The organism is Mesorhizobium sp. P2_F7, assembly GCF_056403695.1.
The window spans coordinates 817004-835087 of the sequence record NZ_JBFUFA010000004.1 but is presented as its reverse complement, the minus strand read 5'-3'; the positions used below and the strand labels follow the sequence as shown (position 1 = coordinate 835087).

Genomic DNA, 18084 nt, shown 5'->3' with positions numbered 1-18084 from the left:
TTCCGTCCGCCGCGCTTTTTGCCTAGAGCGGCTCAGCGTTTCACGGAATCGCTGCCCGCTCTAAGTATTTGTTTTTACGCAATTCCCAAGGGAAAGCGCGAAGCGCTTTCCTGGGAAAACCGTTACATACTTTTCCTGGAATTACTCTAGAGTGGCGGCAGTTGTCGGACAACGGGGCGACCATGCTTTCTTCCAATCGAATTGCCAACTGGCTTGCGCTTTTCATCGCACTGGCTGGCGGAGCGGTCTGGCTTGGTCCGGCACGTGCCGAGGGGCCTTCCTTCGATTGCCGCAAGGCCAGCCTGCCGGTGGAAAAGGCGATCTGTGCCGACCCGCAACTGTCGGCAATCGATGCGCTGGTCGCCAAGGCTTTTGTCGGCTTCGAACCAGCCTTTGGCGGCGACAAGCGCAAGATTGCGCGTTCGCTGATTGCCGACAGGAATGCCTGCGGGCAGGATGCCGCCTGTATCGTCAGCGCCCAGAACAACGCCCTGCAGACCTATGGCAATGCGCCGTCCTGGGTGCAGGACTACAACATCGCACTGATCGGCAAGAAGGCGCTCGACACCGCTGCGCGCCATCCCAAAAGTCCCGACCAGCCCCTGCCCTCGTCGATCGGGCAATGCGCCTTCACCCATATAAGCGAGCTGGCAACGCGCCTTGGCGACGACCCGCTGGAGACGGCAAGCCCTGAGGCTGGAAGCCGTGCTGGGTTTACCAATGATGGCGTGGCGGTCTCCTATGACCGCGAGCCGGGCCTGGCAAGCTCCAGGGTCGGCGACCCCGTGGTGATGTGCCTGATATCGATACCCCGCGATTGCCCACAGGACGACGACCGCGGCCGGGTTTATTACGGCGTGGACCTGACTCTCAAGGGCACCTGGGCGCTGCCGGATTCGCAGCATATGTGCGGCGGCGCCTGAAGATTTGCCGCAAAGCACTGCTGGGTGCACTCTTGCGCCGATACGCCTTTGATGGCTCAGTGCGCGCGACAGTTGCAGGGCACGGGGGTGCATGGCGATGGTAAAGCACGTTTTGAAGCGCATCCTGATGATGTTAGCCGGCTATCTAGTGGCCGTGCTGGTCGGCCTGGTCGCCGTAGTGGCAATCTATGTCACGTTGAGTGCCCTGCCCAACGCGCCTGAGTATTTCGGTTTTGCCATCGTCACTCCGCTCGCGGCGCTAGTGGTGCCACCGCTGGGCATGTTCGTCTATTTCCTGACGATCATACTGACCGGTCTGCAGACACTGATCTTCGCGCTGATCGCCGAGTTCTTCGCGCTGCGCAATTTCCTCATGCACATGCTGTTTGGCGCTGCCGCCGCCGCCGGCGGCTTCTTCCTGATCTGGCCGGGTGCCGAGGAAAATGCGGAACGCTGGGCCGATATCGCCATCATCGCCGCTGCCGGCCTCGTCGCCGGCCTGGTCTATTGGCTCATCGCCGGCCGCGACGCCGGCTTCCGGCGTCCGCTCATCCAGCGCTGATGCAGGAAGCCCGCGAGCGTGGGCAAAGGCCTCAATGCCCTGAAAGCTTCAGCAAATCGCCGGGTTGCCGGAAGTAAACGTCCGACCATAGGCCTCGGGCACCGCAATAGAATTGCCTATCCCCGCCAACCCGGACCACGACGTGTGGCGTTACCGCAAAGCTGACGCTGTTTCGTTCAGTGGCGAAAGGAGCGTCATCGATAATGCGAAACGTCGAGCCCTTTCTTTCTGTTTTTGCCTCTGCCGATTCAAAGTCGCATTGGTGACCATTAGCCCAGAGGCCGCTTCCCGAGATTTTGCCGGCCCCGTTTCCCAAACTGTCGACGGCAATGTCGTCCAGCCGGTATCCACGCGCCGTCAGGTATTTGCTCACCAGTCCAGCGCGCTCGTCCTGCGGCAGCTCGAAAGGCGTGTCGGTCGTGTAGGTTCCGGTGTCGATGACGGCGGCGGACGATTCCGGCGCAAGCTGCCTGATGCGTTCCGCATAAGCGATCCCGATGCATCCCTTTGGATCGGCAGGCGATGCAAAGTCAGCCGCCGAAAACCGGTCGGGGGACAGGACGTAGTCCTGCGGCGGGCACGTTGTCCGCGCGTCGATCCATTTCTTCTGTGCGGCGATCCTGTCCGGTGTGCGCTCGGTCCTCTGCCACAGCCAATCCATGGCGCTATCCAGAGCCGCGAGTTTGGGATCGGCGCAAATGGCTTTCTCCGCGCCGGTTGCGGCATGGGCGCAATCGAAGCTCGGATGCGCGGACGCCGTGTGCATCTGGCGGAGGGTTGTGGCGAGCTGGCGAAGCTCGACGCCACTAAAATACGCTTTCGTGCCAGACTGCCCATACCACGGCAGGAAATTGATCCGCCCGCCATCACCGACACCATCGGCCAATTGCAAGAGATCGAGGTCATCGGCTCCGCTGAGATGCGTGGTCACGCCATCGAGACGCGCCGTGCCGAGGTTCGATGGGGCATCCAGCAGCGAGCCAATGGTCGCGCCGCGCAGATCGGCGCCGGCCATGGTGGCAAAGAACACACCATTGCCGAAGCAGGCGGGATACTCGTCACAAGTGAGTTCCGCGCCACGCAGATCGGCGCCATCGATCCGGATGTTGTCCGCTTCGGCGTTGGCGATCTTCAGGGCACTGCCCAGCACATTGGTGAGGTTGGCGTCGTTGAGCTCGGTATCGCCACCGATCAGAACCCTGTCGAGTTTTGCCCCGCTGAGATCGGCACCCTTCAGGTCGCTGCCACAGATAATGGCATCCGTCAGATCGGCACCGCGAAGCTTGGCGCCGGCGAGATTCACACCGACAAACACCTTGCCGCTAAAATTCTTTCCGGAAAGGTCCTGCCCCGACCAGTCCTGCCCTTCAATGCGGTTTTCAGGCGCGCTCAGTTGCTCTTCGGCTCCGGATTGCTCCAGCCATGCACCTGGCCCGGGATAGGCAATTGCCTGGCACGCGTAGAGCGCGTTGCGCTCGGGCGGCGAGTCCGCATCATTGTCCGTTGAGGCGGCCGAGCCGTGGCTCGGCGTGAAAACCGCAGAGGCTGCGGCGACAAGACTTGTCCTGGCGATGGTTCGAACAAAACGAACAAAGCGAGACCAACGCAAGAGCATCTCCCGTCATCAAGCTGTGGCCGCAGTGAATCGAATTTGCCCGCGTCAGCTCGTCGGCGAGCGCACCGCCTCGGTCGCGTCCAGGGCCTGCATCAGCCGCGTATCGCGGTCGTAGACGTCGTTGAAATATTCGACGTTGCCGGACAGGTCCGGCCAGGCGGTGAAGTACGCGACGTAGACGGGAATCTTGCGCGTCACGTCTTCGGTCGCGTGGCCGTGCTTCAGCTTCTCGGCGACGTCGTCAACCGAGACGCCGAGCACCGCCGCCGCCATGCCGCGCGGGTCCTGCAGGCGAATACAGCCGTGGCTCAGTGCGCGCATGTCGCGCTGGAAGAATGATTTTTGCGGCGTGTCGTGCATGTAGATGGCGTGCTTGTTGGGGAACAGTATCTTCAACTCGCCGAGCGCATTGGCTTCGCTCGGCTGCTGGCGCACGCTGTAGGGAATGTTGGCGCCGTAGGCGCCCCAATTGACCGCCGATGAGGGAACCCGCTTGCCGCGCGAATCGGTCACCTCGTAGCCGGCACGGTCGAGATAACCCGGATCGTTGCGCAACCTGGGCAACATCTCGTTGACGATGATCGACTGCGGTACCCCCCAATAGGGATGGAAATCGACCTGCTTGATCTCCTTGAAGAAGAAGGCGGTCTGGTTGGTGGTCCGGCCGATGACGACGCGCGTCTTCAGCTTCTCCTCGCCATTGTCGATATAGCTGGCGGTGAAGGCGGGCTGATTGATGAAGACGCGCGGGCTGCCGAGATCGGACGGCATCCAGCGCAGCTCTTCCAGCGCCACCTGCACTTTCTGCAACCTGTCGGCCTTGGACGCGCCAGCCAACGTTGCGACAGTGCGCGGGCCGATGACGCCGTCGCCCTTCATGCCGGCCTTGACCTGCACGGCCTTGATGACCGGCACCAGTTCGGGAACGTAGATGTCGCTGGTGCCGAGCCGGGACAGTATCTCGCCGTAGGCGCCGCCCATCTCGTCATCGAGATTGCGCGCGATCAGCGTCAAAAGCTTTGGCAGTTCGGCACTGGTCTCGCCGGGCTTCAGCAACAGTTTCGGATCGACGACGATTTCGTTTTCGGCGCTGGCCTGCAGTGATTCCAGTTCGACGCGCAGCGCCTGGTATTCGGCGTTCTGCGGGTGGCGCGATTCGAGATAGGTGCGCACTTCCTGGGTGTGGGCGAGCGTCTTCAGCGTGCCTTCCATGTCGACCGGCTTCGGCGGAAATTCATAGTAGCCGGTGATGCGGTTGGGATCGACGCGGCCGCTCTGGGCATCATGGGCATAGCGCAGCACGCGCGCCGACAGCGCCATCTCGAATCGCACGAGCTCCTTAAGATGCGCGTCGGCATCGACCGCCGATCCATTGGCTGCCGGCACATCGACCGTGTAGTCGGCCGGCGTGAGGCCGTAGCTCGCGGCCTCGCCAAGCACCCGCACCGCATCCTGGGCGCGGGCATTGGCGCTGCCGTCGTTCACCCAGATGAAGTCAGGATTGGCCGAATAATAGGCGATCAATGCCTTGGCGATATCGGGCTCGGCATAGAGTTCGTAGTCGCTGAGGCCGGCAACGGCTTCGCGGAAGGCCGTGCTTGTCGCCGACGGCACAAAGGCGGCGTCCTCGGCTGTTGCCACCTGAGGCGGTGCTGTCACCAATGAAGTGAAGTCGACGCGCACCAGCTTATCGGCCTTGTAGGTATAGTAGCTCGGGCTGCTGATTTTGGTGCCGCCTCCACCCGATACGGCGGGCTTCGGCTTGCGCTTTGGCGGCGGCGGGAACTCGCCTTGCGGATTGTGCCTGACGCCACCGCCGAACAGCATGTCGAACAGGCCTTGTGCGCTTGCCTGCGGCATGCCGAAGGCCAGTGTTGCCGCCACTGCAAGCGGCATCACAGTGGCTTTATTTCCGAGGAATTTCATGAATCACCCGCTCCGGCTGCAAGCCGGCTCCCGTTCCGCGCCGCTAGACGATTTTGCCAACCGCATGGCGGATGTAAGGCGCTACTATACTGATTCATACCGATTTCGTTAAGCTTCCATAAATTTCGGCGGGCCTGTTGCAGAACAGTTTCACAACATCGTGACGCCAGGGGCGGCGTCGCCGCCGCCGCCCCTGGTCGTCAAAGCAGCCAGTAGCGTCAGGCGTTGGCCCCGCCGTCGATGGTCAGCGCAGCGCCTGTGACGAAGCGCCCCTCCGGACCAGCCAGCCACGCCACCATGCCGGCAATCTCGTCGGCCTTGCCGAAGCGGGGCGTCGCCATCTTCTGCCGCTGGTGTTCGGCATGCGGGCCTTCGGCCGGGTTCATGTCGGTGTCGGTCGAGCCGGGGTGAACGACATTGGCGGTGATGCCGCGCGAACCGAGGTCGCGCGCCAGCGCCTTGGTCAGGCCGACCAGGGCTGCCTTGCTGGTCGAATAGGCGCTGAGGCTGGTGTCGGTGACGCGCTCCGCCAGATTGCTGCCGATCGAGATAATGCGGCCGCCCTCGCCCATGTGAGCGGCAGCCGCTTTCGAGGCCACGAACGGGGCTCTCAAATTGACCTCCATGGTTTCATCGAAGTCGGCCAGCGACATTTGCTCGATGGGCGCAGCGCGCCAGATACCGGCGCTGTTGACCAGGATGTCGAGCCGGCCAAAAGCATTGACAGCCTCGGTGACCGAACCTTCGATGGCCGCGGCGTCGCGATTGTCGGCCTGGATGGCGATGGCGCGCCCGCCGGCCGCCACGATCTCGGCAACGACCGCCTGCGCCGGCGCCTCGCTGTTGACATAGGTGATGGCGACATCGGCGCCATCGGCCGCAAGCCGCTTTGCAATCGCAGCGCCTATGCCGCGGCTGCCGCCGGTGACCAAAGCCGCCTTGCCGTTCAATCCGTTCGCTGACATGTCATTCTCCTTTTCTGTAACGATTGATACAGAAATATCTGGCAACCTTGCCCGGCGACGTCAAGTGAATTATGTATCGATCAACACAGAAAAGAGCGCCATGCCGAAAAGAGGCCGTCCCCGCACCTTCGATCGAACCGCCGCCTTGCGGCAGGCGATGGAGCTGTTTTGGGCCAAAGGCTATGAAGGCACCTCGATCGCCGACCTGACCGCGGCTATGGGCATCAGCTCACCCAGCCTCTATGCCGCCTTTGGCAGCAAGGAGGCGCTGTTTCTCGAAGCGACCGATTACTACACAAGGACCGAAGGCACCGAGATCTGGTCGGCGCTGGACGAGGCGCCGACGGCATGCCAGGCGATCGAGAATTTCCTGCGCCAGACCGCCCGGGCCTATTCGCAGAGCGACCGCCCGCAGGGCTGCCTGATCGCGCTCGGCGCGCTGCATCAGGACTCAAGCAGCGGCGCGATATGCGATGATCTGCGCCGCCGCCGCGCCGAAAACCACACCCTCTTGCTGCGACGGCTGGAGCGCGGTGTGGCGGAAGGCGAATTGCCGGAAGGTTTCGACAGCGACGCGGCGGCGACCTTCTATGCGACGGTCCAGCACGGCATGTCGATCCAGGCCCGCGACGGCGCCTCGTGCGACGCGCTGATGGCGACGGTCGCCGGGGCGATGGCTGCGTGGCAAGGGCTTGCCGGAACGGCGTGACAAAGCGCTGACGTTGTGCTGGAAATCCTGTCAGCGGCGACAACATACGGCCGGGAGGGATTGTTCGTGAAAAAAGGGTATCGCGAGTTACTCGACGAGGCCAATGCCGAGATCGAGGTGCTGTCGCCTGAGGAAGCGGCCGGGCTGCTCGACGACGAAGACACTATTTTTGTCGATCTGCGCGATCCCAGGGAAGTCGAGCGCGACGGTCAGATCCCCGGCGCCAAGCATGTCACCCGCGGCATGCTGGAATTCTGGATCGATCCGGAAAGCCCATACCACAAGCCATTCTTCGCCTCGGGCAAGAGCTTCGTCTTCTTCTGCGCCGGCGGCTGGCGTTCGGCGCTGGCGACCAAGACGGCGCAGGATATGGGGCTGTCGCCAGTCAAGCACATACTCGGCGGCTACACCGCCTGGAAGGCAGCCGGTCTGCCGGTCGAACCGGCCGGCAAGAAAAAATAAACAGTCGGGTCAGTGCAGCGATACTGTGTCCTGGTGACCGGTCACAAAGCCGACTGCGCGCGCGACAACACCCTTGTCGGCGAGAATGCGACGGTGACCGAGCCCATCGGCCCAGTGCAGCCGCACATGGCTGCCGGCGCCAGCATAACGTGTCGCATGGTCGGCCGGAACCTCGCGGTCGTCCGGCGCGTGGATGACCAGCGTCGGCACCGGCGCCTCGGCCAGTTGGCGGTCGCCGGTGAATTCGTTGAGCGGCCGGCCGGACAACCTTTTCACCTGGGTGGCCATCGAGATTTGTGAACGCGGGCCGACATTCAGCATGCGGCTGAAGTCGGCGAAGATCGCCGGCAGGGAGCTGGGTGCAGCGACGAGCACCAGCCGCTCGGCCGCCACCGGCTGGACGCCTTTGATGGAGCCGGCAATGGCGTTGGCGGCGACGGCGCCGCCGAAGGAATGGCCGACGATCGCCTTGAACGGCCCGAACCAGTCAGCGGCCACCCTGGCCGCCTCGACCGCATTGACCATGTTGAGACGACGGCCCAGCGACTGGCCATGGCCCGGCAGGTCGAGCGAGGCGACCCTGTAGCCGGCATTGCGAAAGCCTTCGATCAGCGCGCGCATATATTCGGTGCGCGAACGCCAGCCATGGATGACCAGCACGGTGCCGGCGGACGCCCTGCCCGGCTCTGGCCGGAATTCGTGCAGCATGACGCAGCCGGCCTTGGTCTTCAGCCGGTGATGACGCGCCTCGGCCATGAAGCCGGCGGCACGGTCGACGGCGCGGCGTTCGCCGTCGCTCAGCGCCTTCACGCTCGGCGTGCGGCAGAACAGTTCGAAGGCGGCACGGCCACTCAGACGGGGCGCCACATGCTCAGCGGCGCCGAACACGCCCCGGATGACCTTCAGTCCAAATGATGCCATAGTGGCGATCCATCCATTCCGTTCAAGCATGAACATAATAGTTCAAACATGAACATTAAACAAGAGCTGCCCTGGGACAACCCGCGTTTTCGCAACTGGGTCGCGGTGGCGCGCGCCTGCCATGTGCTGGAGCGCGCGCTGGCGGTGAAGCTGGCGCCGCTGGACTTGAAGCCGGCGCAACTCGACGTGCTGATGAACCTCTATCGCCATCCCGGCATGTCGCAGCACGATCTCGCCCGCAAATTGCTGGTCGGCCGCTCCAACATCACCATGCTGTTGCCGCAACTCGAGAGCCGTGGCCTGCTCGTTCGTGAAGGCGACGAGAAGGACAAGCGCGTGCTGCGGCTGACGCTGACCGAAGGCGGCACGCAGCTGCTTATGAAGGCGCTGAAGGTGCATATGGCGCTGATCGAAAAGGCGATGAGCCAGTCGACGCCGGAACAGTGCGACATGATCGGCGAGCAGATGCGAAAGATCTACGATGTGCTGAAGGACACCTGAGCAGAGCCAGAGCATGATCCCTGGAGGTGGGCAGGTCATGCTCTTGCGTTTCGTCTGAGGGCCGGTCGATATGAACCCGACTTTGCGCAATTTTTCCATGGCTGTGCTTGGCATCGTTGTGGCTTTGTGCGGCCGTGCGGCTGCTCAGGATTACGCTGGATACCGCGTCCTCGACACCAAGGTCATCGAGAAGATGTCGACCAGTGCGGGCCAGAGGGCGGCACTGATGTCACCCGATGGCAGCCGGGTGCTTCATCTCAACGGCGGCGAGTTCTGTCTGCTGGCGCCGTCCCAGATTGGACCCTGGGCAAAAATCGCCTGCGCGCAATCCACGCCCGAAAACCGCCCGGGCGAAGCGGCCGACATGTTCTGGTCTCCGGCGGGCAGCCAGTTGCTGATGCCGACCTACACCTATGGATTGCAGCATTTCAAGGATACGGACATCCAGCTCTTCGATCCGACGACCTTTAGCGTCAGGACCCTGACCGAAGACAATTTCGACGGTAGCATCCTCAAGGGCAAGGGGCCAGCCAACCTCGACGTCCTCGCCCATTGGATCGACAGCGACACCATCGTCTTTATCCGCTACGCGATCCCCGATGGAGGCATCAAGCAAGGTAGTTCGACGAGCCTGATGACGATCGAAGCCAGTGGCGGCGATCCTCACCTCGCCTTCGAGATCGGCTCCAAAAGCGGGCTTCGGGTTTGGGCGATGACGGTGTCAGCGGATGGCAAGCAGATCGCCTATAGTGTGGCAGACAAGGACAATGCCGATAGAGCCGGCATCTATCTGCTGAAGCTCGGCGAAGCGACGCCCAAGCGCGTCGCAGCGATGAGTGATACCGGCCAGCCGGCTGGGCTGCCTTTTCCGCCGACGGGAAATTTCTCCTGCTGCTCGGACGAACAGCCAGCGGCCTTGATGCAAAGGTCATCGATCTTGCCAGTGGCGAGATCATGCCGGTCGATCGTGTCCAGAACCTCGTCGGGGTGGCATGGTCGCCGACCGGGTCCGCGCTGGCCTATATCACCTACGACAGAACCAACGCCGATATGCCCGGCGGCCTGTTTCTAGCCGAGGCGCCTGGCAAGCCGGCCCGTTTGCTCATCGGTGGGGGATTTTTCCCCACGGTCTGCTGTGGCCAGCAGCCATTCACCTGGGCCTCGAACGACACCATGGTCATCGCGCAACTGGGCGACAAACTGGGGACGGTGCTGTTCGTGAAGTTGGGGCAATAGCGCTGCGGCATAGCCTGGCTTCCGGGAGCCCGGCTCACCACATCGTCTTCTTCGCCCGTTCCGGCCATTCCTTGTCGTAGGTTTCGCCGTCGATGTTCTTGCGGCTGGTGACTTCCAGGATTTTTCCCGGCGTCGGCAGCGATTTCGGATCGATGTACTTGGCCGGGTTCCACAGTTCCGAGCGGACGATGGCGCGGGCGCACTGGAAATAGACCGAATCGACATCGACCACGGTGACCGAGCGCGCCGGCTTGCCTTCGACGGTGAAAGAGGCGCACAGCGCGGCATCTGTAGTGACGCGGGCGCGGCCGTTGACGCGCAGCGTCGTGCCCGAGCCCGGCACCAGGAACAGCAGCCCGACACGAGGATCCCGGATGATGTTTTTCAGCGAATCGGCGCGGTTGTTGCCGCGCCGGTCCGGCATCATCAACGTCTTCGGATCATGGATGCGCACGAAGCCGGCGAGATCGCCACGTGGCGAGCAGTCGAGCCCTTCCGGTCCGCTGGTCGCCAGGGCGACAAAGGGCGAGGCTTCGATGAAGGCGGCATATTCGGGAATGACATGGTCGAGTTCCTTGACCGTCGACGCTTCGCCGGGCAGGCCATAGAGTGCTTCGAGCTGTTCGACCGATGTGATCTCAGACATTTTTCCCGTCTCCGAACCTTTGCCGGCGCTACTCCACGTCAATGACGTTTTGACGACAGCGGGAGGTCAAAACTAGCGGTCGCGGCTCAACCCCTTCTCCTGGAGTTCCGCAAGATAGGCGTTCCAGCGCTCGTCCTTTTCGTGGCCGAGCGTGTGCAGATAGTTCCAGGTGAAAATGCCGGTGTCGTGGAAATCGTCGAAGGTGATGCGCACGGCATAGTTGCCGACCGGCTCGATCTTGAGGATGGCGACGTTGCGCTTGCCGGGCACGGTCACACGCTGGTCCGGCGAATGGCCCTGCACTTCAGCCGAGGGCGAGGCGACGCGCAAAAGTTCGGCCGGCAGTTCGAACGGGCGATGATCGGGAAAGGTGACGGACAGCAGTTTTCTGTCCTTCGAGACTCTGAGTTCTTTCGGCGCCGTCATTTTTCGTCAATCCCGCATCGATCCCGCCCTTCCCTACGCTGCTTCGCGCGACCGGAAAAGGCCATTTGAACCCAGCCGACATCAGATGTCGGCCGGGGAATGTTACCAAAGATCAAGAGCGGCTATCTTGAATGGCGGGTTGGTTCGTATCACATAGCTGTATATAACGGCGCCACTCGCAGCCATTGGAAACGCTTGACGCATGAACATGATCGATCCTTTCGGTCGCACGATCAGCTATTTGCGCGTGTCGGTCACCGACCGCTGCGATTTCCGCTGCACCTATTGCATGGCCGAGGACATGGCGTTCCTCCCCAAGAAGGACCTGCTGTCGCTCGAGGAACTCGACCGGCTCTGCACCGTCTTCATCGAGAAGGGCGTGCGCAAACTGCGCCTCACCGGCGGCGAGCCGCTGGTGCGCAAGAACATCATGCATCTGGTGCGCCAGCTGTCGCGGCATCTGAAGAGTGGCGCGCTGGAAGAGCTGACGCTGACCACCAACGGCTCGCAGCTTTCGCGCTTTGCCGCCGAGCTCGCCGATAGCGGCGTCGAGCGCATCAATGTTTCGCTGGACACTCTGGACGCCGACAAATTCCACGCCATCACCCGCTGGGGCCATCTCGACAAGGTCATGCAAGGCATCGACGCCGCGCAGGCGGCGGGGCTGAAAGTGAAGCTCAATGCAGTGGCGCTGAAGGACTTCAACGACGCCGAACTGCCGGAGATGATGCGCTGGGCGCATGGCCGCGGCATGGACCTCACTGTCATCGAAACCATGCCGATGGGCGAGATCGACGCCGACCGCACCGACCAGTATCTGCCGCTGTCCTTGTTGCGCGCTTCATTGGAGCGTCAGTTCACGCTGAGCGACATCCCCTACAAGACCGGCGGCCCGGCCCGCTATGTCCATGTCGCCGAGACCGGCGGCCGTCTCGGTTTCATCACGCCGATGACGCATAATTTCTGCGAAAGCTGCAACCGCGTGCGGCTGACCTGCACCGGTACGCTCTATATGTGCCTGGGCCAGGAAGATGCCGCCGACCTGCGCGCGCCGTTGCGTGCGTCGGAAGGCAACGAACTGGTCGCCGACGCGATCGACGAAGCTATCGGCCGCAAGCCGAAAGGCCATGATTTCATCATCGACCGCCGCACCAGCCGCCCCTCGGTATCCAGGCATATGAGCGTCACCGGCGGCTGATTTTTTCCGCGATTCAGTGCAAGGAGTGTCTCCATCGTTTGCTGAAGACATCGAATGAAGCGTCTTTCCATTGGTTTGGCAGTTGCACTGATCGCGGCAGGCAGCGCCAATGCTGCACCGTTCACCTACACCAATGCGCGCTTCGGCACCGTCTGCACCTTTCCCGACGATATCTTCACCGACCGCCAGCCCGAACCGGACGATGGCGACGGGCAGCAGTGGCTGAGCGCCGACGGCGCCAGCCTGATCTGCTCCGGCATCCTCAACATCAGCGACGACACGCCGAAAAGTTTTGTCGCCGAAGAGAAGGCAAGCAACGAGGCGGGCTACGAGATCAGCTACAGCAAGACCGGCAAGAACTGGGCGGTGCTGTCGGGGTTGAAGGATGGCAAGATCTTTTACGAGCGGCGCCTGTTCGGCAAGGACGGGGTCATCCGCACCGTGTGGATCGACTATCCACCGGCCGTGAAAGCGAAATACGATCCGCTGGTCGGCGCCATTGCCGGCAGCCTGAAGGCACGTTGAGCATTTTCGGACACATCCCAGAAAAAGTCTTCTGCGCAAACAGCCAGCGGATTTACCGCAAGCGTGATCGGGCCTAGCTTCCGGCCTGTAGCGGTTCTTTGTTCACTGGGGGATACGACATGCGCAAACTCTTACTTTCGCTTGCAATGCTTGCGTTTGCCGCCGCGCCTGCGGCAGCACAGTCAATCGGCGGCACCTACACCGTCGCCGGCACCAATTTCGACGGCTCGAAATATGGCGGCGAAGCCACCATCACGCTGACCAGCGAGACCACCTGCACCATCCACTGGGAGACGGGCGGGTCGTCCTCGGACGGCATCTGCATGCGCAACGACAATGCCTTCTCCGCCGGCTATGTCATGGGCAAGGAGATCGGCCTCGTCGTCTACAAGGTAGAGGATGACGGCTCGCTGCACGGCCTGTGGACGATCGCCGGCAAGAACGGCAGCGGCACCGAGGTGCTGACGCCGAAATGAGGCACCTGGTCATCTGACCGGCCCTCTCGGGGGTTTGCAGGCCACGGGTGAAAATCCGTGGCCTATTTCTTTGACGTTGCTGTCTTGCCGCCGGCTGCTACAGGCTTGAGCGGGTCACCGTTTCACCGAAACGTCGAACCGCTCTATTCTTTGTTTTCACGCAATTCCGGACGGAAAACCGTTTCACACTTTTCCTGGAATTGCTTTTGCAAAACCGGTAACGCCCTTGCCTCTTTCCCCAAATCTTCGCGGTGCGCTGTTCATGATGGTGGCCATGATCGGCTTCACCCTCAACGACGCCATCACCAAGTTCTCGTCGGAATCGATGAACATGGCGCAGGTCATGCTGGTGCGCGGCGCCTTTGCGTCAGTGCTTGTCGGCCTGCTTGCCTGGCAGCAAGGCGCGCTGGCTCGCCCGGGCTCGATGCTGCAGCCGCTGGTGGCGCTGCGCGTCGTCAGCGAGGCCGGCGCCACCGTGGCCTTCCTCGTTGCGTTGGCACATTTGCCGATCGCCAATGTCTCGGCGGTGCTGCAGGCGCTGCCGCTGGCGGTGACGATGGGCGCGGCCCTTGTGTTTGGTGAAGGCGTCGGCTGGCGGCGCTGGCTGGCGATCGCCGTCGGCTTTGGCGGCGTGCTGATCATCGTGCGACCAGGTTTTGAAGGATTCAGCGTCTATTCGATATACGCACTCGTCAGCGTCGCCTGCTGCACCGTGCGCGACCTCGCCACCAAGCGCATCCCGCAGGCGATCCCGACCTTGCTGGTGTCGACGGCAACCGCCATCGCCATGACCGTCGTCGGCGCCGTGCTGCTGTCGCCGATGGGCGGCTGGACGCCGATGTCGGGCAAAGGCACGGCGCTGCTGGCATTGGCGGCAGTGCTGGTGCTGATCGGCTACCAGTTCATCATCATGGCGATGCGTTCGGGCGACATCTCCTTCATCGCACCGTTCCGTTACACCGCCTTGCTGTGGTCGATCCTGCTCGGCCTCGGCATCTTCGGCGATATCCCCGACCTCCCGATGATCGTCGGCTCGGCCATCATCATCGGCTCCGGCCTCTACGCCCTCTATCGCGAGCGGGTTGTCGGTCGCCAAAAGCCCGCCGCCGAAAGCGCTGGACCCAACATGGCGCCGGACGGCATATAGGGCCATGAGCCGAGACATTGCAGGGATCATCCTGGCCGGAGGCCTGTCACGGCGCATGGGCGGCGGCGACAAGACCTTGCTCGCCCTTCGCGGGCGTCCGCTTCTTGACCATGTCGTTAGGCGCCTGGCGCCGCAGGTCGGATCGCTGGTGCTGAGCGCAAATGGCGATCCGGCACGCTTTGCGGCATTCGGCCTTTCGGTTCTTGCCGATACTGTGGAAGGCCACGCCGGACCGCTGGCCGGGATCCTCACCGGCCTCGAATGGGCGGCGGCAAACACCGCCTGCAAATCCCTGGTGACGGCCGCCGGCGACACGCCGTTCCTGCCGGCCGATCTGGTCACAACGCTGGCCGCCGCCGCAGCCAGTCGCCCTGGCTCGATCGCGGTCGCCAGTTCCAGCGGCAGGCGGCATCCGACCTTCGCGCTGTGGCCGCTCGGGCTGCGTCAGGCTTTGCGCCATTTCCTGGTCGACGAGGACAACAGGCGGGTCTCCGCCTTCATCGAGCGCCATGATTTTGTCGAGGTGGAGTTTCCGTTGCTGGCCGCCGGCGGCGATGAGATCGACCCATTCTTCAACATCAATGTTGCCAACGATCTTGCGGTGGCCGAACGTCTGTTGCAGAGCATCGGGCCATGAGCAGACGCGTCTTCGGCATCACCGGCTGGAAGAATTCCGGCAAGACCACACTGACCGAGAAACTGGTCAGCGAGCTCGTCCGGCGCGGCTGGACGGTATCGACGGTCAAACATGCCCATCATGAGTTCGACATCGACAAGCCGGGCGCCGACTCCTTCCGCCATCGCCAGGCGGGGGCCACGGAAGTCGCGGTGGTGTCGGGCGTGCGCTGGGCGCTGATGCATGAATTGCGCGCAGAGGACGAGCCGACGCTGGAGACGATCCTGTCGCGGCTGGCACCGTGCGACATCGTGCTGGTCGAAGGCTATAAGCGCGAGGCGCACAAAAAGATCGAGACCCGGCGCCTGGAGGCCAAGGACCGCTCGCCGCTCTCGGCGAACGACGGGCATATCGTGGCGATTGCCGCGGACTTCGAAATCATCGGCGAAAGCCTGCCGGTGTTCGATCTCAACGACACGGGAGGGATAGCCGACTTCATCGAGCGCGCCACCGGCCTCAAACCCTGAGCCCCCTCCCCGAGCCCGGCTCAGCCGGTCTCTCCAGCGGTTTCATTTGTCTAACCCGGCGTCAGCATTGGCTGGAGCCGCAAATCCCGCAAGCAACGGTTTTACAGTTGCTTTTCTCCCGAAAACAGTGGGAGTATCGCGCCAGCGGGCGGTCAAAAGCACCGCCCCACAAGAGCCGTTTCGGAACGACGGCCGGGAGCCATAAAGAGAGGACTATCATGCGTATTGCACTGCGTATCGCGCTCGCCGCATCGGCTGCGCTGCTGACGCTCGGCGTCGCCCAGGCTCAGGAAACCCTGAGGATCGGCACCGAAGGCGCCTACCCCCCCTTCAACAATTTGACCGCCGATGGCCAGCTCGTCGGCTTCGACATCGACATCGCCAAGGCGCTCTGCGACGAGATGAAGGTCAAATGCACCTTCGTCGCCCAGGATTGGGATGGCATCATCCCGGCGCTGCAGGCCGGCAAGTTCGACGCCATCGTCGCCTCGATGTCGATCACTGCGGAGCGTAAGGAAAAGGTCGACTTCTCCAACAAATACTACAACACCCCCTCGGCGATCGCCGTGCCGAAGGACTCGACCCTCAAGGGCGTGACCAAGGAAGATCTGGCCGGCAAGACCATCGGCGTCGCCACCACGACCACGCATTTCAACTATGCCTCGAAAACCTACACCGACAGCACGGTCAAGGGTTATCCGAGCAGCCCCGAGGAGCAGGCAGATCTCGCCAATGGGCGTCTCGATGCGATCGAGGACGATATCGTCGTCTTGCAACAGTTCCTGGATTCGCCTGAAGGCGCCTGCTGCAAGATTCTCGGTCAGCCCTCGCCGCAGCCGGTCGAGATCTTTGGACCTGGCGCCGGCATCGCCGTGCGCAAGGGCGAGACGGATCTGGTCAAAAAGCTCAACAGCGCCATCGACGCTATCCGCGCCAACGGAAAGTACAAGGAAATCAACGACAAGTACTTCAAGTTCGACGTCTTCGGCGCCGAGTCCTGATCACCTGAAACAAGGCGGCGGGGGAAAGTTCTCCTGCCGCCTTGGCCTGACAGAAGTGGAGACAAGACCCGTCAATGCCAAGCCAGAACATATGGATACTTCTGAGTTGGGGACCCGATGGCTGGATTGACGATATTGCCTATGGCGCACTGGTCACCATTGCGCTTGCGCTGGCGACGCTGCCCATCGGCCTGACGATCGGCTTTTTCGTCGCCTGGGCCAAACAATCCGATGAACCGTCGCTGCGGCTGGCAGCCAACATCTACACCACCGTCTTTCGCGGCCTGCCGGAACTGGTGACACTGTTCCTGTTTTTCTTCGGTGTGCCGATCCTTTTGCAGCACCTCGTGCGATATTTCCGGCCCGACGCGACCATCGACGTCAACAGCTTCGTCGCCGGCATGATCGTGCTGTCGCTGATCTTTTCATCCTATGCCAGCGAGGTGTTTCTCTCAGCCTTTCGCGCCATACCGAAAGGTCAGTATGAGGGCGGCTATGCCATCGGCCTTTCGAATTGGCTGACCATGCGCAAGGTGATCTTGCCGCAACTCCTTCGCATCGCATTTCCGGGACTTGAGAACTGCTGGCTGAGCCTGCTCAAGGATACGTCGCTGGTGTCGGTCGTCGGCCTCGCCGAGACGCTGCGCAATGCCTACACAGCTGCCCGCGTTACCAAGCACGCGTTCTTGTTTTATGGCGTTGCGGCCATGGTCTTCCTTGGTCTGGCCGTCGTTTCATCGTTTGCCACCAGCGCGATCCTGCGCTCGCTCGGCCGGCGAGAGGCGCAACGATGAGCGTCACCGCCGCCATGGTCGAACGACCGCCACCCCGGGCGCGCGGCTGGCCGCGCAGCCGTGTCGTCGGCTATGCGATGGTCGGTTTCTGGATCCTGTTCGGCCTCGGCATCGTCAGTTACCTGATCTTTGCCTGGAACGCCGACTTCTTCGCCAAATATGCTCCGGCTTATCTGAAAGGCCTGCAAACCACGCTGCTGCTGGTCTGCATATCGATGGTGCTCGGAGCGATCCTGTCGGTGCCGGTCGCCTATGGGCGCATGTCCAGCAACCGGATCCTGTCCGGCCTCGCCTATTGCTATGTCTACTTCTTCCGCGGCACGCCGCTGCTGGTCCAGACCTATCTGGTCTACTACGGGCTGGGATCGTTCAGGGCTGAGCTTCAAACGGTCGGTCTCTGGGATTTCTTCAAGGACGCCTTCAACTGCGGTGTGTTTGCCTTCGCACTCAACACCGCCGCCTATCAGGCCGAGATCCTGCGCGGCGCCATCGAAAGCGTGCCAATAGGCCAGTGGGAGGGTGCGGCCTCGCTTGGGCTGCACAAATTGCAGACGCTGCGCAAGATCATCCTGCCGCAGGCGTTGATCGTCGCCTTGCGTCCCTATGGCAACGAGTTGATCCTGATGGTCAAGGCTTCGGCAATCGTCGCCATCATCACCGTCTACGATTTGATGGGTCAGGCCAAGCTTGCCTTTGCCAACTCGTTCGACATCCAGGCCTATATCTGGGTCGCTCTCGTCTATCTGGTGATGGTCGAGATCTTGCGCCATGGCGTTGAATGGATCGAACGCCGGATCACCATACATCTGAAGCGTTGACCGGCCGGCTGCACCAGTCGATCGGCTCATGCGCGTCTTGACGAATTGCGCGCAGGGCCTAGAGCTTTGCGCGGACAATTTCGCTTCCAT

22 protein-coding genes are annotated in these 18084 nt (G+C 62.3%); 16 read left to right on the top strand and 6 right to left on the bottom strand.

Annotated elements, in window-relative coordinates; translation table 11 throughout:
- Nucleotides 1-182: 182 nt before the first annotated feature.
- Both AC1DZ8_RS18165 and AC1DZ8_RS18160 read left to right on the top strand, forming a co-directional pair.
- The gene (locus AC1DZ8_RS18165) at nt 183-923 is read left to right on the top strand and encodes a lysozyme inhibitor LprI family protein (RefSeq protein WP_477309739.1); all 741 of its coding nucleotides are present in this window, start codon (nt 183-185) and stop codon (nt 921-923) included.
- Nucleotides 924-1014: 91 nt separating this feature from the next.
- Nucleotides 1015-1485, top strand: a complete 471-nt coding sequence (locus AC1DZ8_RS18160) for a hypothetical protein (RefSeq protein ID WP_477309740.1) — start codon at nt 1015-1017, stop codon at nt 1483-1485.
- A 31-nt stretch (nt 1486-1516) separates the two neighbouring features.
- Here AC1DZ8_RS18160 and AC1DZ8_RS18155 read toward each other — a convergent pair whose 3' ends face one another.
- The 3 genes from AC1DZ8_RS18155 to AC1DZ8_RS18145 all read right to left on the bottom strand — a co-directional run bounded on the left by AC1DZ8_RS18155 (nt 1517) and on the right by AC1DZ8_RS18145 (nt 5991).
- Complete coding sequence (locus tag AC1DZ8_RS18155; protein WP_477309741.1) at nt 1517-3094, bottom strand: pentapeptide repeat-containing protein; 1578 nt, start codon at nt 3092-3094, stop codon at nt 1517-1519.
- A gap of 51 nt (nt 3095-3145) precedes the next feature.
- A complete protein-coding gene (locus AC1DZ8_RS18150; protein WP_477309742.1) occupies nt 3146-5026 on the bottom strand; it encodes a L,D-transpeptidase family protein in 1881 nt (626 codons plus the stop codon).
- Nucleotides 5027-5244: 218 nt separating this feature from the next.
- Nucleotides 5245-5991, bottom strand: coding sequence for a 3-oxoacyl-ACP reductase family protein (locus AC1DZ8_RS18145; protein ID WP_477401339.1), 747 nt, complete (start codon nt 5989-5991; stop codon nt 5245-5247).
- A gap of 100 nt (nt 5992-6091) precedes the next feature.
- Between AC1DZ8_RS18145 and AC1DZ8_RS18140 the strand changes: the two genes are divergently transcribed.
- Nucleotides 6092-6700 (top strand): TetR/AcrR family transcriptional regulator, encoded by a 609-nt coding sequence (locus AC1DZ8_RS18140; RefSeq protein WP_477309744.1) that lies wholly within the window; start codon nt 6092-6094, stop codon nt 6698-6700.
- Nucleotides 6701-6766: 66 nt separating this feature from the next.
- Nucleotides 6767-7162, top strand: coding sequence for a rhodanese-like domain-containing protein (locus AC1DZ8_RS18135; RefSeq protein WP_477309745.1), 396 nt, complete (start codon nt 6767-6769; stop codon nt 7160-7162).
- Between the two features lie 9 nt (nt 7163-7171).
- On the opposite strand, the gene AC1DZ8_RS18130 is transcribed toward AC1DZ8_RS18135, so the two are convergent.
- Nucleotides 7172-8083 carry an alpha/beta hydrolase gene (locus AC1DZ8_RS18130; RefSeq protein WP_477309746.1) on the bottom strand — a complete coding sequence of 304 codons (912 nt, stop codon included), beginning with the start codon at nt 8081-8083 and terminating at the stop codon, nt 7172-7174.
- Nucleotides 8084-8131: 48 nt separating this feature from the next.
- On the opposite strand from AC1DZ8_RS18130, the gene AC1DZ8_RS18125 reads away from it, so the two are divergent.
- From AC1DZ8_RS18125 to AC1DZ8_RS18115, 3 genes are all read left to right on the top strand, one after another.
- Nucleotides 8132-8584, top strand: coding sequence for a MarR family winged helix-turn-helix transcriptional regulator (locus AC1DZ8_RS18125; RefSeq protein WP_477309747.1), 453 nt, complete (start codon nt 8132-8134; stop codon nt 8582-8584).
- A gap of 70 nt (nt 8585-8654) precedes the next feature.
- Entirely contained in the window at nt 8655-9656 is a 1002-nt protein-coding gene (locus AC1DZ8_RS18120; RefSeq protein ID WP_477309748.1) for a hypothetical protein, read from the top strand.
- Nucleotides 9635-9820 (top strand): hypothetical protein, encoded by a 186-nt coding sequence (locus AC1DZ8_RS18115; protein WP_477309749.1) that lies wholly within the window; start codon nt 9635-9637, stop codon nt 9818-9820. The genes AC1DZ8_RS18120 and AC1DZ8_RS18115 overlap by 22 nt, the downstream gene beginning before the upstream one ends.
- 34 nt (nt 9821-9854) lie before the next feature.
- Here the strand turns inward: AC1DZ8_RS18115 and AC1DZ8_RS18110 are convergent, their stop codons facing one another.
- Together AC1DZ8_RS18110 and AC1DZ8_RS18105 are read right to left on the bottom strand one after the other, a co-directional pair.
- A complete protein-coding gene (locus tag AC1DZ8_RS18110) occupies nt 9855-10466 on the bottom strand; it encodes a pyridoxamine 5'-phosphate oxidase family protein (protein ID WP_477309750.1) in 612 nt (203 codons plus the stop codon).
- Between the two features lie 72 nt (nt 10467-10538).
- Nucleotides 10539-10892: a gamma-butyrobetaine hydroxylase family protein gene (locus tag AC1DZ8_RS18105; protein WP_477309751.1), complete on the bottom strand. Its 354-nt coding sequence runs from the start codon at nt 10890-10892 to the stop codon at nt 10539-10541.
- 202 nt (nt 10893-11094) lie between these two features.
- Between AC1DZ8_RS18105 and moaA the strand changes: the two genes are divergently transcribed.
- The 9 genes from moaA to AC1DZ8_RS18060 all read left to right on the top strand — a co-directional run bounded on the left by moaA (nt 11095) and on the right by AC1DZ8_RS18060 (nt 17994).
- Nucleotides 11095-12090 (top strand): GTP 3',8-cyclase MoaA, encoded by a 996-nt coding sequence (gene moaA, locus AC1DZ8_RS18100; RefSeq protein ID WP_477401336.1) that lies wholly within the window; start codon nt 11095-11097, stop codon nt 12088-12090.
- 54 nt (nt 12091-12144) lie between these two features.
- A complete protein-coding gene (locus tag AC1DZ8_RS18095; protein ID WP_477309753.1) occupies nt 12145-12615 on the top strand; it encodes a hypothetical protein in 471 nt (156 codons plus the stop codon).
- Nucleotides 12616-12734: 119 nt separating this feature from the next.
- Nucleotides 12735-13091: a hypothetical protein gene (locus AC1DZ8_RS18090; protein WP_477309754.1), complete on the top strand. Its 357-nt coding sequence runs from the start codon at nt 12735-12737 to the stop codon at nt 13089-13091.
- 226 nt (nt 13092-13317) lie between these two features.
- Nucleotides 13318-14238 (top strand): DMT family transporter, encoded by a 921-nt coding sequence (locus AC1DZ8_RS18085; protein ID WP_477309755.1) that lies wholly within the window; start codon nt 13318-13320, stop codon nt 14236-14238.
- 4 nt (nt 14239-14242) lie between these two features.
- The gene (gene mobA, locus AC1DZ8_RS18080) at nt 14243-14875 is read left to right on the top strand and encodes a molybdenum cofactor guanylyltransferase MobA (protein WP_477309756.1); all 633 of its coding nucleotides are present in this window, start codon (nt 14243-14245) and stop codon (nt 14873-14875) included.
- Complete coding sequence (gene mobB / locus AC1DZ8_RS18075) at nt 14872-15381, top strand: molybdopterin-guanine dinucleotide biosynthesis protein B (RefSeq protein ID WP_477309757.1); 510 nt, start codon at nt 14872-14874, stop codon at nt 15379-15381. Before mobA ends, mobB begins: the two co-directional genes overlap by 4 nt.
- Before the next feature lie 218 nt (nt 15382-15599).
- Complete coding sequence (locus AC1DZ8_RS18070) at nt 15600-16382, top strand: ABC transporter substrate-binding protein (protein ID WP_477309758.1); 783 nt, start codon at nt 15600-15602, stop codon at nt 16380-16382.
- 74 nt (nt 16383-16456) lie between these two features.
- Nucleotides 16457-17176 (top strand): ABC transporter permease, encoded by a 720-nt coding sequence (locus AC1DZ8_RS18065; protein WP_192254027.1) that lies wholly within the window; start codon nt 16457-16459, stop codon nt 17174-17176.
- A complete protein-coding gene (locus AC1DZ8_RS18060) occupies nt 17173-17994 on the top strand; it encodes an ABC transporter permease (RefSeq protein ID WP_477309759.1) in 822 nt (273 codons plus the stop codon). The genes AC1DZ8_RS18065 and AC1DZ8_RS18060 overlap by 4 nt, the downstream gene beginning before the upstream one ends.
- The last annotated feature ends 90 nt before the right edge of the window (nt 17995-18084 follow it).